11 protein-coding genes and 4 pseudogenes are annotated in these 14,016 nt (G+C 71.3%); 5 read left to right on the top strand and 10 right to left on the bottom strand.

What is annotated here, in order from left to right; translation table 11 throughout:
• Window positions 1-259: 259 nt before the first annotated feature.
• Together E2C04_RS07630 and E2C04_RS07625 are read right to left on the bottom strand one after the other, a co-directional pair.
• Window positions 260-1,117, bottom strand: coding sequence for an acyl-CoA thioesterase (locus tag E2C04_RS07630; protein WP_135832159.1), 858 nt, complete (start codon window positions 1,115-1,117; stop codon window positions 260-262).
• 3 nt (window positions 1,118-1,120) lie between these two features.
• Window positions 1,121-1,980, bottom strand: a pseudogene (locus E2C04_RS07625) (proteasome assembly chaperone family protein).
• 278 nt (window positions 1,981-2,258) lie between these two features.
• Here E2C04_RS07625 and E2C04_RS19550 point away from each other — a divergent pair.
• The 5 genes and pseudogenes from E2C04_RS19550 to E2C04_RS07605 form a co-directional block, all read left to right on the top strand.
• Window positions 2,259-2,804, top strand: a pseudogene (locus tag E2C04_RS19550) (thiolase family protein); the annotation flags it as partial.
• Window positions 2,805-3,063: 259 nt separating this feature from the next.
• Window positions 3,064-3,456, top strand: coding sequence for a beta-ketoacyl-[acyl-carrier-protein] synthase family protein (locus E2C04_RS19545; protein ID WP_238694476.1), 393 nt, complete (start codon window positions 3,064-3,066; stop codon window positions 3,454-3,456).
• Window positions 3,456-5,540 carry a 3-hydroxyacyl-CoA dehydrogenase NAD-binding domain-containing protein gene (locus E2C04_RS07615; protein ID WP_135832158.1) on the top strand — a complete coding sequence of 695 codons (2,085 nt, stop codon included), beginning with the start codon at window positions 3,456-3,458 and terminating at the stop codon, window positions 5,538-5,540. Before E2C04_RS19545 ends, E2C04_RS07615 begins: the two co-directional genes overlap by 1 nt.
• Before the next feature lie 218 nt (window positions 5,541-5,758).
• Window positions 5,759-6,298, top strand: coding sequence for a SigE family RNA polymerase sigma factor (locus tag E2C04_RS07610; protein WP_135832157.1), 540 nt, complete (start codon window positions 5,759-5,761; stop codon window positions 6,296-6,298).
• Complete coding sequence (locus E2C04_RS07605; RefSeq protein WP_135832156.1) at window positions 6,295-7,398, top strand: hypothetical protein; 1,104 nt, start codon at window positions 6,295-6,297, stop codon at window positions 7,396-7,398. The genes E2C04_RS07610 and E2C04_RS07605 overlap by 4 nt, the downstream gene beginning before the upstream one ends.
• 67 nt (window positions 7,399-7,465) lie before the next feature.
• Here the strand turns inward: E2C04_RS07605 and E2C04_RS07600 are convergent, their stop codons facing one another.
• The 8 genes and pseudogenes from E2C04_RS07600 to E2C04_RS07565 form a co-directional block, all read right to left on the bottom strand.
• Window positions 7,466-8,974 carry an amino acid permease gene (locus E2C04_RS07600; RefSeq protein ID WP_135832155.1) on the bottom strand — a complete coding sequence of 503 codons (1,509 nt, stop codon included), beginning with the start codon at window positions 8,972-8,974 and terminating at the stop codon, window positions 7,466-7,468.
• A 68-nt stretch (window positions 8,975-9,042) separates the two neighbouring features.
• Window positions 9,043-10,946, bottom strand: a pseudogene (dxs, locus tag E2C04_RS07595) (1-deoxy-D-xylulose-5-phosphate synthase).
• A 106-nt stretch (window positions 10,947-11,052) separates the two neighbouring features.
• The gene (locus E2C04_RS07590; protein ID WP_135832154.1) at window positions 11,053-11,697 is read right to left on the bottom strand and encodes a 4a-hydroxytetrahydrobiopterin dehydratase; all 645 of its coding nucleotides are present in this window, start codon (window positions 11,695-11,697) and stop codon (window positions 11,053-11,055) included.
• 40 nt (window positions 11,698-11,737) lie between these two features.
• Window positions 11,738-12,037 carry a hypothetical protein gene (locus tag E2C04_RS07585; RefSeq protein ID WP_135832153.1) on the bottom strand — a complete coding sequence of 100 codons (300 nt, stop codon included), beginning with the start codon at window positions 12,035-12,037 and terminating at the stop codon, window positions 11,738-11,740.
• A gap of 33 nt (window positions 12,038-12,070) precedes the next feature.
• The gene (locus E2C04_RS07580) at window positions 12,071-12,586 is read right to left on the bottom strand and encodes an NUDIX domain-containing protein (protein WP_135832152.1); all 516 of its coding nucleotides are present in this window, start codon (window positions 12,584-12,586) and stop codon (window positions 12,071-12,073) included.
• Between the two features lie 77 nt (window positions 12,587-12,663).
• Window positions 12,664-12,900: pseudogene (locus tag E2C04_RS20805) on the bottom strand (NUDIX domain-containing protein); the annotation flags it as partial.
• A gap of 24 nt (window positions 12,901-12,924) precedes the next feature.
• Window positions 12,925-13,296 (bottom strand): hypothetical protein, encoded by a 372-nt coding sequence (locus E2C04_RS07570; protein ID WP_135832151.1) that lies wholly within the window; start codon window positions 13,294-13,296, stop codon window positions 12,925-12,927.
• A 34-nt stretch (window positions 13,297-13,330) separates the two neighbouring features.
• Window positions 13,331-13,951: a GNAT family N-acetyltransferase gene (locus E2C04_RS07565; RefSeq protein WP_135832150.1), complete on the bottom strand. Its 621-nt coding sequence runs from the start codon at window positions 13,949-13,951 to the stop codon at window positions 13,331-13,333.
• Window positions 13,952-14,016: the final 65 nt, after the last annotated feature.

Genomic DNA, 14,016 nt, shown 5'->3' with positions numbered 1-14,016 from the left:
TCTCCCGCGGCGTACGAGGCCGGAAGGACCACGGACGTCGCCAGCAGGGCGCTCAACGCCAGACCCGTCAGGCGCAGAGCTCGCGACGTCGGCACACGGACCACCTAGGGACGAAGGACGACGCCCCTACCGGGGGCCACGAGCGGCTTGAGTCCCACTCGTCACACCAGGAACAGGCGTCACAACAGCGCCCACAGTAAACACGCTCGGCGTGTCTGTCATCAAATGCCGCGAACTACAACGGTGTAGTGCTATGGGCTCAGCCGATGCGGCGGATGAGTCCCTCCTGCGCGACGGTCGCCACGAGCTCACCCGTCTGGGAGAAGACCCGGGCCAGCGCGAGGCCACGACCGCCCGACGCCGACGGCGAGACCTGGTCGTAGAGCCACCAGTCGTCGGCGCGCAGGGGCCGGTGGAACCACACCGTGTGGTCCAGGGACGCCGGCTGCAGCTTGGGCGAGTTGATGTGGATGCCGTGCGGCACGAGGGTGGCGCCGATCAGCGTGAGGTCCGAGGCGTAGGTGAAGGCGGCCTTCTGGATCGCCGGGTCGTCGGGCAGGTCCCCGTCGACCCGCACCCACAGGCGTGCCTGGGCAGGGGTGTCGGGGTTGACCTCGAGGCCGCGCCCCGACATGCCCATGTGGCGCATGTCGAGCCCCGCCCACTCGTGCTGCCAGTGGCGCAGCTCCTCCTCGCTGCGCGCAGCAGCCAGGTCGGCCAGCGACAACCCCTGGTCGGGCGCGCCGACCTCGGGCATCCGGTCACTGTGCTCGAAGCCGTCCTCACGCCGCTGGAAGCTCGTGGTCTGGGAGTAGATCTCGCGCCCGTGCTGCATCGCGACGACGCGCCGCGTCTCGAAGGAGCGCCCGTCACGGATGCGCTGCACCTGGTAGATGATCGGCACGCGGGTGTCACCCGGGCGCAGGAAGTACGAGTGCAGCGAGTGCAGGTCGAACTCCGGGTCCGCGCTGCGCGAGGCGGCGACCAGCGCCTGGCCGGCGACCTGGCCCCCGAAGACCCGCTGCCGCTCGGTGTCGGGCTGCGCGCCCCGGTAGAGGTCGACGTCGAGCTGCTCGAGCTCCAGGAGGGCGAGCAGCTTCTCCACGCTTCCAGCCATTGACTACTCCTGCTCTCCGTCGGCGTCCGGGCGGTCCAGCCCGGCCAGGAACTGCTCGAACTGCGCCCCCAGGTCCTCACCCGTGGGCAGCGGCTCATCCGGCGCCAGGAGGGAGGCCCCCGCCTCCTCGGAGCGCCGGAAGGCGTCGTACTGCTGCTCGAGGGCGTGCACCACGTCGGCCACCTCGGAGTGGTCGGCCAGGTAGTCGACGATCTCCTCCTCGCACTCCTCGGCCGAGCGGCGCAGGGCGGTGAGGTCGACGGTCAACCGGCCCCCGCGCTCCAGCTGCTCGAGCAGCACCAGGGAGGCGACCGGATACTCCATCTGCGCCAGGTAGTGCGGGATGTGGGTGATGTAGCCCAGGGCGGCGTGCCCCACTCCCCCAGCCTGATCTCAAGCAGGGCCTGCACGCTGGACGGCACCCGCACCTCGCCCGACCAGGCGCTGCGTCCGGTCAGCAGGGCCGGGTCGTTGGAGTGGTAGGTGACCGCGACCGGGCGGGTGTGCGGCACCGCCATCGGGATGGCGCCGAGACTGACCACCCGGGTCACGCCCAGGCGCTCCACGACCTCGCGCACCGCCAGCGCGAAGCCCTCCCAACGGATGTCGGGCTCGGGGCCGCGGAGCAGCAGGAACGGCGTACCGCCGGTGTCGCGCAGCAGGCGCACGTTGAGGCGCGGGGCCTCGTAGCCCTCGTAGTGGTCCTGGACGAAGGTCACGGGAGGTCGCCGGGCGCGGTAGTCGTAGAGCGCGTCGATGTCGAAGGTCGCCACCACCGGACCGTCCCCCAGGGACTGCAGGTGCTGGACCGCGAGGGCGCTGGCCTGGCCGGCGTCGAGGAACCCGCTGAGGGCAACCACCATGGTCAGTTCGTCCGTGCCGTCGAGCTCGGGGACGTCGTCGACGATGTGCACGAGCCTGGGTCCCTGGTCAGCCATGGGGCAAGGGTATTCGGCCACGCACGCGTGCGACGCTGCGGGCCGACGCGCCACGCCGTACGTCGTCGTCCGCCGCCGGGCGCGGCGCGGGGGACGAAGGTGACGACAGGCACACTCCCGGGTGCTGACGGGTTGGTTACCGAGGGGTAACGTAGGGGTGCCCGACCCAGCCGGCCGGGCTTCCACCGATCACAGGAGACTCAGTGCCCCGACAGTTGCGAGAGGTCGTGTTCGTCGACGGCGTGCGCACGCCGTTCGGCAAGGCCAAGGGCCAGTTCGCCGAGACCCGTGCCGATGACCTCGTCATCAAGTGCATCCGCGAGCTCATCGAGCGCAACCCCCAGTTGCCGCCCGAGCGAGTGGACGAGGTCGCCATCGCGGCCACCACCCAGATCGGTGACCAGGGCCTGACCCTGGGCCGCACCGCCGCCCTCCTGGCCGGTCTGCCCAACACCACGCCCGGCTACTCGATCGACCGCATGTGCGCCGGCGCCATGACCGCGGTGACCTCCGTCGCCGGCGGCATCGCCTTCGGCTCCTACGACATCGCCATCGCCGGCGGCGTCGAGCACATGGGCCGCCACCCGATGGGTGAGGGCGTCGACCCCAACCCGCGCATCGTCGCCGAGAAGATCGTCTCCCCCGAGGCGCTCGTCATGGGCAACACGGCCGAGAACCTGCACGACCGCTACCCCTCCATCACCAAGGAGCGCTGCGACGCCTACGCCGTCCGCTCCCAGGAGAAGACCGCCGCGGCCTACGCCGCCGGCAAGATCCAGCCCGACCTGGTGCCCGTCGCCGCCCGCTCGGTCGAGCAGGCTGGGGCCTGGCCACCACCGACGAGGGCCCCCGCCCCGGCACCACCATGGAGTCGCTGGCCGGCCTGAAGACCCCGTTCCGCCCGCACGGCAACGTCACCGCGGGCAATGCCTCGGCATCAACGACGGCGCCACCGCCGCGATCCTCGCCGACGAGGAGACCGCCAAGGAGCTCGGCCTGCCGGTCAAGATGCGCCTGGTCTCCTACTCCTTCGTGGGTGTCGAGCCCGAGGTCATGGGTGCCGGCCCGATCCCGTCGACCGAGAAGGCCCTCAAGCAGGCCGGACTCACCATCGACGACATCGGTGCCCTCGAGGTCAACGAGGCCTTCGCCGTCCAGGTGCTGGCCATGCTCGAGCACTTCGGCATCGCCGACGACGACGCCCGCGTCAACCCCTACGGTGGCGCCATCGCCATGGGCCACCCCCTCGCCTCCTCCGGCGTGCGCCTGATGAACCAGCTGGCCCGCACCTTCGAGGAGAAGCCCGAGGTCCGCTACGGCCTCACCACCATGTGCGTCGGCATCGGCATGGGTGGAACGGTCGTCTGGGAGAACCCGCACTGGAACGGAGAGTCCGCCTGATGTACGACGTTGACGCACTGCTCGAGAAGGCGGCCTCGTACGCCTCCGACGCCGAGGTCGTGACCGAGGCCAAGCTGCGCAAGGTGACCCTGCCCGGCGACGCCGGCGTCATGGGCCTCATCACCCTCGACAACGGCCACGACCACACCCGCCCGAACACGTTCGGCTTCAAGGGTCTGATCTCGCTGAACGCCGCCATCGACGCCGCCCTGGCCGACGACGAGGTCGTCGCCATCGGTGTCACCGGCAAGCCGTTCATCCTGGCGGCCGGCGCCGACCTCACCTCGGTCGCCGCCTCCGGCCCGGCGGGTGTCCGCACCGTCGCCGAGCTCGGCCACGCCGTCTTCGGCAAGCTGCACGGCTCCAAGCCCTCCTTCGGCTTCATCAACGGCCTCGCCCTCGGCGGCGGCCTCGAGGTCGGCCTGCACTGCGACTACCGCACCGTCCAGGACAGCGCCCCGGCGCTCGGCCTGCCCGAGGCCATGCTCGGCCTCGTCCCCGGTTGGGGCGGCGCGTGGCTGGTCCCCAACCTCATCGGTGCCGACAAGGCCGTCACCGTGGCGCTGGAGAACCCGCTCAACAACGGTCGTACGGTCGGCGGCAAGAAGGCCTTCGAGCTCGGGCTGGCCGACGCCGTCTTCGGTGGCGTCAACTACCTCGAGTCCTCGCTGCGCTGGGCCGCCGACGTGCTCACCGGCAAGGTCGTCGTGGAGCGCCCGGAGATCGACCGCGGTGAGGCATGGGACGCCGCCATCGCGCGCGCCGAGGGCATCGTCCTGGCCCGCACCGGTGGCGCTTCGCCCGCCGCCCGCCGGATCGTCGAGCTGCTCGCCGGCGCCCGCACCGCCACCCGCGAGGAGGGCTTCGCCGCGGAGGACCAGGCGCTCGAGGACATGTCGAGGACGCCGGAGCTGCTCGCCAGCCTCTACTCCTTCGACCTGGTGCAGAAGCGCGCCAAGCGCCCGGCCGGTGCCCCCGACAAGGCGCTGGCCCGCAAGGTGACCAAGGTCGGCATCGTCGGTGCCGGCCTGATGGCCTCGCAGATGGCGCTGCTCTTCGCCCGTCGCCTGCAGGTGCCGGTCGTGCTGACCGACCTCGACGAGGAGCGCGCCCAGAAGGGCGTCTCCTACGTCCACGACGAGGTCGAGAAGCTGCTCGCCAAGGGCCGCATCACCTCCGACAAGGCCAACCGCCTCAAGTCGCTGGTGACGGGCTCCGCCGACAAGGCCACCGCCTTCGCGGGCGCGGACTTCGTCATCGAGGCCGTCTTCGAGGAGATGTCGGTCAAGAAGTCGGTCTTCGCCGACGTCGAGAAGGTCGTCGGCCCGGAGTGCATCCTGGCGACCAACACCTCGTCGCTCTCGATCACCGAGATGGCTTCCGAGCTGGAGCACCCCGAGCGGGTCGTGGGCTTCCACTTCTTCAACCCGGTCGCGGTCATGCCGCTGCTCGAGATCGTGAAGGGCGAGAAGACCGACGACGCCACGCTCGCCACGGCGTTCGCCACCGGCAAGGGCCTGAAGAAGACCACCATCCTGGTCTCCGACAGCCCGTCCTTCATCGTGAACCGACTCCTGGGTCGCTTCCTCGGTGAGGTCGCCAAGGCCGTCGACGCCGGCACCCCGATCGAGACCGCTGACGCCGCCTTCGGTGGCGTGGCTCCGATGCCGCCGTTCATGCTGCTCGGCCTGGTCGGCCCGGCGATCGCGCTGCACAACAACGAGACCCTGGTGAAGGCGTTCCCCGAGCGCTTCTACGTCTCGCCGCTGCTCGAGAAGGTCGTCGAGGAGAAGATCTCCTCCTTCTACCTGCCCGACCTCACCATCGACCCCAAGGTCAAGGCCCTCCAGGTCGCTCCGGCCGAGCCGGTCGAGCTGACCAAGGAGGAGCTGCGCGAGAAGGCCCTCTCCGGTCTCGCCGAGGAGGTCAAGCTGATGCTCGACGAGGGTGTCGCCGTCGCGGCCGAGGACATCGACCTCGCCATGATCACCGGCGCCGGCTTCTCGTTCTGGAACGGTGGCCTCACTATGCTGCTCGACTCCTCCGGCATCGCCGAGAAGGTCAACGGCAAGCGGTTCCACTGATCCGCAGGCAGTAGCCAGCAGTACCCCCGCGAGGGCGTCCGACCATCGGTCGGGCGCCCTCGCGCCGTCTGCGAGGTTCGAGCGTTCTACGGCGCCGGCGCCGTCTCCGTTGAAGAATCCTCGGGAGCTCCGAACCAGATCGACGTCCCATCGCGTCGGTACGGACGTGAAGACATCCAAGGCCCCACCGGGGCACCTGAGCCGGGGAGGTGGAGACCGTGGCGCCTCGTGACGTCGACGAGTTCGCCGAGTTCGTCGCCCACCGCTCCCCCGCCCTGCACCGCACCGCCTACCTCATGGTCGGCGACCGCGGCCTCGCCCAGGACCTCCTCCAGGAGGCCCTGACCAAGACGTACGTGGCGTGGCCACGGCTGCGGGACCGCAGCCGTGTCGAGGCGTACGCCCGCAAGGCGATCACCACCACCGCGATCTCCTGGTACCGCCGGCGGTCGTGGAGCAGCGAGCGCCCGGCCGAGACGCTCCCCGACACCACGCGCGACGGCCACGAGACCGGCGTCGCCGAGCGCGACTGGCTCTGGAACGCGCTGCAGGAGCTCCCGCCTCGCCAGCGGGCTGCGATCGTCTGCCGCTACTACGACGACCTCTCCGAGGCAGCCACCGCCGAGGTGATGGGCTGCGCCGTCGGAACCGTCAAGAGCCAGGTCGCCGCCGGCCTGCGCCGTCTCAGGTCCGTGCTCGCCGAGCAGGGCCACACGACCGACCTCGGACTTCCCACCGCCATGGAGGCACTCGCATGAGCCCTCGACTGACTGACCTGATGCACGACCGCGCCGACCGCCTCTCCGCCCCCGTCGTCGACCTCGACGCCGTGGTGACGGCCGGGGAACGCCGCGTACGCCGTCGGCGCGCGCTGGCCGGGGCCGGGGTGGCTGCCGCCACCGCAGCCGTCCTGGTGGGTGCCCTCGCCCTCCCGCAGCTCGGCCCCGCCAGCAACCCCGGCAGGACCTCCGGCTCCCAGTTCTCGTTCGCGGGGGCCTTCTCCGACGGCAGTCCGGCGTATGCCAACGGCACCTCGGTGCACGTCGCGGGCCGCGAGTTCACCGTGCCGACCGACGTGCACGCCTTCGTCCAGACCACGCGCGGCATCGTGTACGCCGACCGCGGCGGGGACGTCTGGTCGGCCACCGGCGACGAAGCGACCACAAAGGTCGGCACGATCGACCGCGACGAGCCGCGTCTCGACTCCGACGGGTCGCTCGCCGCCTGGGCGCAGCCCCGCGAGGAAGGCAACGAGCTCGCCCTCCTCGACCAGGCGGACGGCTCCGTGGTCTCGGTGCCGGTGACGGGAAGGGCCTCCGAGGTGCGCGTGGTGGCCCTGGACGGCGCGGACGTCTACGCACGCGACCGCGACCGCGTGGTGCGCTGGGACAGCACCGGAGACCGGACCACCCCGGTGATGCCGTGGTCCGGCGACGTCGAGGTGGCCGACGTCGAGGACGGCTTCATCGCCTACCGCGCCCAGGAGGCGGGTCAGGACGTCAGCCGGGTGACCCGCACTGCGGGCGAGGGCACCACGCTCGACGCGTGGATGATGCTCGACCTCTCCGACGACGGCTCCCACGTGCTCGGCGAGATCGAGCCCGACGTCTTCGCCGTCTTCGACGTCGCAGCAGGCACGCACCAACCGGTCACGGTGCCCGGCTACGAGTTCGTGATCGGCTACATCTGGGCTGACGCCGACACCTACCTCATGCTGGGCCTGAACAAGCCGTGGGACACCACTCCGGCCGACCTGCTCAGCTGTGAGCTCGGCGGCGGGTGCACGGTCGTGGCCGAGGCGGTCGGACGGGCCGGGAACGACCTGGTGCTGGGCTTCGGCGAGCCGATGGACGGCTGACCAGGGCCCTGCACCTGGTGCGCGACGACGTACCCCACCCGCGGTGCGCGGGTGGGGCGTACGTGCGTCACGCGGTCGGAGCCTGCGTAGGCGCAGTGTCGGCGGCCAGGCGCTGTCCCAGGCGGGAGTTGCGGCGGCTGTAGGCGAAGTAGACGACGACGCCGAGGACCATCCAGGCCAGGAACCGCACCCAGGTCTCCCCCACCAGGTTGAGCATCAGGTAGACGCTCAGCAGCACCGAGAGCGGCGCCAGCAGGTTGACCGCGGGCACCCGGAAGCCACGGTCGAGGTCGGGTCGCGTGCGGCGCAGGATCATCACGCCCACCGCCACCAGGACGAAGGCGAAGAGGGTGCCGATGCTCACCAGGTGGCCGAGCGTGGCGAAGTCGACGAAGCCGGCGAGCAGGGCGACGCCGGTGCCGCAGAGCAGCGTGATCCGCGAGGGCGTCCGGTACTCGGGGTGGACCTTCGCCAGCCACCCGGGCAGAAGCCCGTCCCGTGCCATGGCGAAGCCGACCCGGGTCTGTCCCATCACCAGGGTCATGGTCACGACCGTGAGGCCGATGGTCGCGCCGACTCCGATCAGCGTGCTGACCCAGTCCTGGCCGACCACCTCGAACGCGGTGGCCAGGGGGGCGGAGTCGTCGGGGTCGATGTCGGCGTAGTTCTGCATCCCGGTGATGACCAGGCTGACCATCACGTAGAGGGCGGTCACGATCGCGAGCGAGGCCAGGATGCCCCGCGGGACGTCGCGCTGGGGGTCCTTGGTCTCCTCGGCCACCGTCGCGACCACGTCGAAGCCGAGGAAGGCGAAGAAGACCACCGCGGCACCGGCCATGACGCCCGCCCAGCCGTAGACCGCCGGCTCCAGGCCGAACAGGGAGGTGACCAGCGGCGAGCTCCAGAACGAGGCGTCACCCGCCGGGACGCTGCGGCTCTCGGGGACGAAGGGCGTCCAGTTGGCCACCTTCACGTAGGAGACGCCCATGACGATCACCAGGGCCACCACCACCAGCTTGATGGCGGTCACGACCTGGTTGACGATGCTGGCGAGCTTGATGCCGCGGGCCAGCACCAGCGTCACGATGACGGCGATGACCACGGCCGGGAGGTTGACCACACCGTCGGTGGACGAGCCCAGGGCGGCCGGCACCTCGAACGGTGTGCCCTCGAGCAGGCTCTGGAGGTAGCCGGAGAAGCTCGAGGCCAGCGCCGCCCCTCCGACGGTGAACTCGAGCACCAGGTCCCACCCGATGAGCCACGCCACGAACTCACCGAAGGTGGCGTAGGAGAACGTGTACGCGCTCCCGGCCACCGGCAGCGTGGAGGCGAACTCGGCGTAGCACAGGGCCGCGAGCGCGCAGGCCAGGCCGGCGATGACGAAGGAGAGCGAGATCGCGGGACCGGAGTTCTGCGCCGCCACCGTGCCGGTGTAGACGAAGATTCCGGCTCCCACGATGACGCCGACACCGAAGATGGTGAGGTCGAGGGCGCTGAGGCTCTTGTTCAGCCTGTGCTCGGGCTCGTCGGTCTCGGCGATCGACTGCTCGACGCTCTTCGTTCGAAAGAGGCTCATGGCAGAAACGTACGGCCCTCGACGCGCCGGTCACCACAGGGCGTGCCGGGCGGTCGCCCAGCGGTAGGTCAGGCGCTGTGGCCGACGTCGAGCAGCGGCTGCCCGGCCTGGGCGGCAGTGACGTCCTCGACGATCGAACGCGCCAGGGACTGCGCGTCCAGGCCGCCCGGGCGAGGATCACGGGCCGCTTGGCGTGGTCGAGGAACTCCTGCGGAATCCCGTGCAGGCGGACCGGCGTGGTCACACCTGCCTCGTTGAGCGTCTGGAGCAGGACCGAGCCGCAGCCACCGACGATGCCGTTGTCCTCGACGCTGACGACGAGGCGGTGCTCGGCCGCGGCGGCGACGATCGCCGGGTCGACGGGCTTGACCCAGCGGGGGTCGACGACGGTGACACCGATGCCCTGGTCGACGAGCCGGTCGGCCACCTCGATCGCGGTGGCGACCATGGACCCCACGGCGACCAGCAGCACGTCCTTGTCGCCCTCGCGCACCATCACGTCGGCGCGACCCATGCGGTCCACGGCCTCCATGTCGGCCGGCGGCGGACCCTTCGGGAAACGCACCACGGTGGGGGCGTCGTCGACCTCGACGGCCTCGTCCAGCAGCTCGGTGAGGCGCGCCGCGTCACGGGGCGCCGCGAGCTGGAGGCCGGGCACGACCTGCAGGATCGACATGTCCCACATGCCGTTGTGGCTCGCGCCGTCGTCACCCGTCACGCCGGAGCGGTCGAGCACGAAGGTGACGCCGCACTGGTGCAGGGCCACGTCCATCAGGACCTGGTCGAAGGCACGGTTGAGGAAGGTCGCGTAGACCGCGAAGACCGGGTGCAGGCCACCCATGGCGAGCCCGGCGGCGGAGGTCACGGCGTGCTGCTCGGCGATGCCGACGTCGAAGGTACGCCGGGGGAAGCGTCGCTCGAACGCGTCGAGGCCCACGGGGTGCATCATCGCCGCCGTGATGGCCACGACGTCGGGGCGGCGCTCGCCCAGCTGGACCATCGCCTCGGAGAAGTGGTCGGTCCAGATGCGACCGGTGGGGTGCTCCTCGCCGGTCTCGATGTCGAAGGGGCGCGGCGCGTGGAACTGGTCGGCCTCGTGCTGCTCGGCGGCGCTGTAGCCGTAGCCCTTCTTGGTGAGCGCGTGCACGATCACCGGGCCGTTGAACTTCTTGGCCGCCGCCAGCGCGTGCTCGACCGCGGCACGGTCGTGGCCGTCGACCGGGCCGACGTACTTCAGGCCGAGGTCCTCGAAGAGGCCCTGGGGCGCGATCGCGTCCTTCATGCCCTTCTTCATGGCGTGCAGGGCGTCGTACGCCGCGGGGCCGACCCCGGGCACCGCGTTGAGGCGCCGCTTGACGACGTCGAGCAGCTGCTCGTAGCGCGGGCTCGTGCGCAGGGTGGTCAGTGCGTTGGCCAATCCACCGACGGTCGGGGTGTAGGAGCGCTCGTTGTCGTTGACCACGAAGACGAGGCGGCTGTCGTCAGCGATGGCGATGTTGTTCAACGCCTCCCAGGCCATGCCACCGGTGAGGGCGCCGTCACCGATGACGGCGACGACGTGACGGTCCTCGCCCTTGATCGCGTACGCCTTGGCGAGGCCGTCGGCGTAGCTCAGCGCGGTGGAGGCGTGGGAGTTCTCGACGATGTCGTGCTCGGACTCCGACCGGCTGGGGTAGCCGCTGAGGCCGCCCTCCTGGCGCAGGGTCGAGAAGTCGCCGGCGCGCCCGGTCAGCAGCTTGTGCACGTAGGACTGGTGGCCGGTGTCGAGCACGATCCGGTCGCGCGGGGAGTCGAAGACCCGGTGGATCGCCAGGGTCAGCTCGACGACGCCGAGGTTGGGCCCCAGGTGCCCGCCGGTGACGGCGCAGGTGGAGACCAGCGTCTGCCGGATCTCCTGAGCCAGCTCGTCGAGCTGGTCGTCGCTGAGGCCTCGCAGGTCGCGTGGCGTGGCGATCGAGTCCAGGTGACCCATGGTCCTCCGCTTTCGGTGTGTGGCACTGACTCACCTGGGTCCGGGCACGGTGACCCGCAGGCCCCTCGGTGAATTGGTCAGTCTAGGTGATCGGACCAGTAGGACGTCAGCCCTGCCGCTCCAGAACGGTGCAGATGCAGGCGCGGTTGCCGTCGGGGTCCGCGAGCACCGTGAAGGACGGCGCGTCGGCGTCGCTGACCAGGGTTCCGCCGGCCGCCAGCGCAGCCTCGATGCGCGCCCCGGCCTGCTCCGGCGGGACCGTGACGTCGACGTGGAAACGCTGGCGTGGCTCCTGGGCCCCGCTGGCCTGGAACCACAGCAACGGCACGGCCGCCGAGTCGTCGTGGACCTCGTCGCCACCCTTGTCCTCCGCCGCGAGCAGCGCAGCCCAGAACGGGCGTACGCGGTCGGCGTCGGGGGTGTCCAGAGCGAGGTCGAAGACGCTCAGGGCGTCGGGGTCGGCGTTGATCCCCAGGTCGGACGCCGCGTGGCTGATCTTGCGGGCCAGGCGGACGTCGCGGCCGGTCACCCCGCCGGCGTCGTGGCTGAGCAACCTGACGTTGAGGTGCGGGTAACGCAGGTCGAGGTCGGGGTGGTGGTCCATCTCCTCGGCCAGCGCCCCGATCCGGTTGACGAGCTCCAGCCCGACAGCGAACGTGCCGGTGCGGAAGCGGGCGTGCAGCGCTCCTTGCAGGAGCCGCCAGTCCGCGAGGGCCGCCTCGGCGACCTGGTCGTGGTTGAGCAGGGTCATGCTGCCTCCCTCGTCGACGACCTGCCGGGGCAGGTCGTCGTCAGCGTCCCTTGACGTCGGCGACGGCCGCGGCGGCGGTGGCCACGGCGGTGACGACACCGACCGAGGGCCAGGCGCCGAGCTTCTTGGCCAACGGGTGGGACGCCCCGAAGGCTCCGACGTAGACGGCCGTCAGCGCCGCGGCGCCGACCGGTCCGACCTGGCGGGTCCACCCCGTGGCGGCCGCGGCTCCGGCGACGGCGAGGACGGCCCCACCCAGGGGGCGCTTCCCGCTGAAGCGAGCGGCGGCGTAGCCGCCCACGAGTCCGACGGCAACCAGGGGCGCGGTGGGAATGCTCATGGGGGCCACCCTACGACCTGGCCGGGAGTGGATTCAGCCCAGGAAGGCGGGGAGGATCTGCTCGGCCGCCCGGGTCAGCGGGAGCGACGGCACCTGCGCCGGGTCGACGAAGACGATCCGGCGCCCCTCGTGGCACTCGACGTCGTCGTCGGACAGGTCGACGTCGGCGACGAAGACCTGCATCCGGTCCCAGGTGCCGTGCGCGGCCCGGTGGTCGACGACGAAGTCGCGCCAGAGTCTCAGCACACCGTCGGGCAGGACGATCCCGGTCTCCTCCTCAAGCTCGCGGGGGGCTGCCTCCGCGAAGGTCTCGCCCGGCTCCACGTGACCGCCCGGCAGCCCCCACCGCTCGGGGTCGATCCGCGCGTGCTCGTCGCGCTCCTGGAGCAGCAGCCACCCTCGCCGGTCCCGCAGCAGCACCCCGGCGAAGCGTCGCTCCCCCAGCGCCGCGGGCGTACGGGCGACCCACTCCCGCAGCAGGGCACCGACGTCGACCGCGCTGGCCACCACGTCGTCGCCGTCGAGCCCCACCGGGTCCCGGAAGAGCATCTGGACCCCTTCGTGGCACTCGACCTCCGACTGGGCCAGCTCGGTGCGCGCTGCGAAGAGTGCCCAGGTCCACTCGTTCCCTCGGGGTCGACCATGCGGTGCTCCCCCAGGCTGGTCAGGTCAGCGGGGGCCAGACGTACGCCGGTCTCCTCGGCGAGCTCGCGCGCCGCGCAGTCGCGGCCGGTCTCACCGGGCTCGACGCGCCCTCCGGGGAAGGACCACAGACCCGGCCAACGCGCGGCGTCGCGGTCGCGCTGCTGCATGAGCACCCAGCCACGCGGGTCGACCAGGGCGGTGCAGGCGAAGTCGACCATGCGCCGAACCTAGCGCGCGGCCCGTCACAGGCGTGCGACGTAGCGGCGTCCGCGCAGCGCCTCCTCCACCAACCCGGCGGCGCGGCGTACCCCGGCCAGCCGGGCGTCCTCGATCAGGAAGGTCTGCACGGCCGCCTCCACGACCGCGTCGCTGGCCACGTCGCGCAGGTCGACCCTGATGCCGCTGAGCCCGCGCCGCACGGCCGCCTGGTCGGCCTCCACGTGGATCACCGCGAAGCGGGCCAGCACCACGGAGTGGCGGCGCAACCCCTGGTAGCGCCGGTACTCGGGCGGGCAGAGGTCCAGGAGCCAGTTGACCGCGGTGGCCTCCCAGTCCGGGGCGTCGGGTGGCCTGACCTCGGAGGGCCACCCGGGCGGAGCGACGTAGCGTGACACTCAGCCATCGTACTCGAACATTTGTTCGAACGGATCAGGAGTGGTCGCCCAGTGCAGCCTCGATCTCGGCGAGCTGTGGGTCGCGCAGCCCGACGACGTCGTGGCGCCACCAGGTGTCGGGGTAGACCAGGCGACCGGCCATCCAGGCGTCGTGGGTCTTGAGCAGCCTGACCTGGAAGGCGGCGGCCGGGATCCGCTCGGAGGGGCGCTCGATGCCGCGGCTGGCACCCTCGACCCATCCGCGCACGCCGTAGTAGCGCGGGTCGCCCTCGAGGACGATCATCGGGGCCCCCACCTCGTCGCCGTAGGTCACGCACTCCTTGAGCAGCGCCGCGCCGACACCCCGGCCCTGCACCTCCGGCAGGACCGCCAGCGGGCTCAGCACCAGCACGTCGACCAGGCGACGACGGGCATCCACCCACGCCCGGCTGAGCCCGACGACACCGACGACCCGCTCAGCACCCCTGCTGGCGCCGTCGCGGTCGACCGCGACGAAGAAGGTCTGGGAGAGGCCACGGGCGTCGAGCTCGGAGAGCGCGGAGTTGATGACGCGCCCCTCCTCGGAGCCGAACGCCACCTCGACCAGCTCACGCACGGCGACCGCGTCGGCGACGCGCCCGGCTCGCACCTTCACCCCGTTGCTGCGCAGTCCCATGGCGGACAGTGTGGCACCTCGGCCCGACGCTTCACCCCACCTTCCACAGCCACACCCGGCCGGAC

It is taken from the genome of Nocardioides daphniae, from assembly GCF_004777465.1.
In the GTDB taxonomy this organism is placed as follows: domain Bacteria; phylum Actinomycetota; class Actinomycetes; order Propionibacteriales; family Nocardioidaceae; genus Nocardioides; species Nocardioides daphniae.
The sequence above is the reverse complement of the archived record's forward strand: the minus strand, read 5'-3'. Positions and strand labels throughout refer to the sequence as shown.

What these genes read in the sequence shown, in the direction of transcription:
- E2C04_RS07630 (WP_135832159.1), bottom strand. Translation starts at nt 1,117, where the DNA reads ATGGCTGGAAGCGTGGAGAAGCTGCTCGCCCTCCTGGAGCTCGAGCAG.
- E2C04_RS19545 (WP_238694476.1), top strand. Translation starts at nt 3,064, where the DNA reads ATGCGCCTGGTCTCCTACTCCTTCGTGGGTGTCGAGCCCGAGGTCATG.
- E2C04_RS07615 (WP_135832158.1), top strand. Translation starts at nt 3,456, where the DNA reads ATGTACGACGTTGACGCACTGCTCGAGAAGGCGGCCTCGTACGCCTCC.
- E2C04_RS07605 (WP_135832156.1), top strand. Translation starts at nt 6,295, where the DNA reads ATGAGCCCTCGACTGACTGACCTGATGCACGACCGCGCCGACCGCCTC.
- E2C04_RS07600 (WP_135832155.1), bottom strand. Translation starts at nt 8,974, where the DNA reads ATGAGCCTCTTTCGAACGAAGAGCGTCGAGCAGTCGATCGCCGAGACC.
- E2C04_RS07590 (WP_135832154.1), bottom strand. Translation starts at nt 11,697, where the DNA reads ATGACCCTGCTCAACCACGACCAGGTCGCCGAGGCGGCCCTCGCGGAC.
- E2C04_RS07585 (WP_135832153.1), bottom strand. Translation starts at nt 12,037, where the DNA reads ATGAGCATTCCCACCGCGCCCCTGGTTGCCGTCGGACTCGTGGGCGGC.
- E2C04_RS07580 (WP_135832152.1), bottom strand. Translation starts at nt 12,586, where the DNA reads ATGCTCTTCCGGGACCCGGTGGGGCTCGACGGCGACGACGTGGTGGCC.
- E2C04_RS07565 (WP_135832150.1), bottom strand. Translation starts at nt 13,951, where the DNA reads ATGGGACTGCGCAGCAACGGGGTGAAGGTGCGAGCCGGGCGCGTCGCC.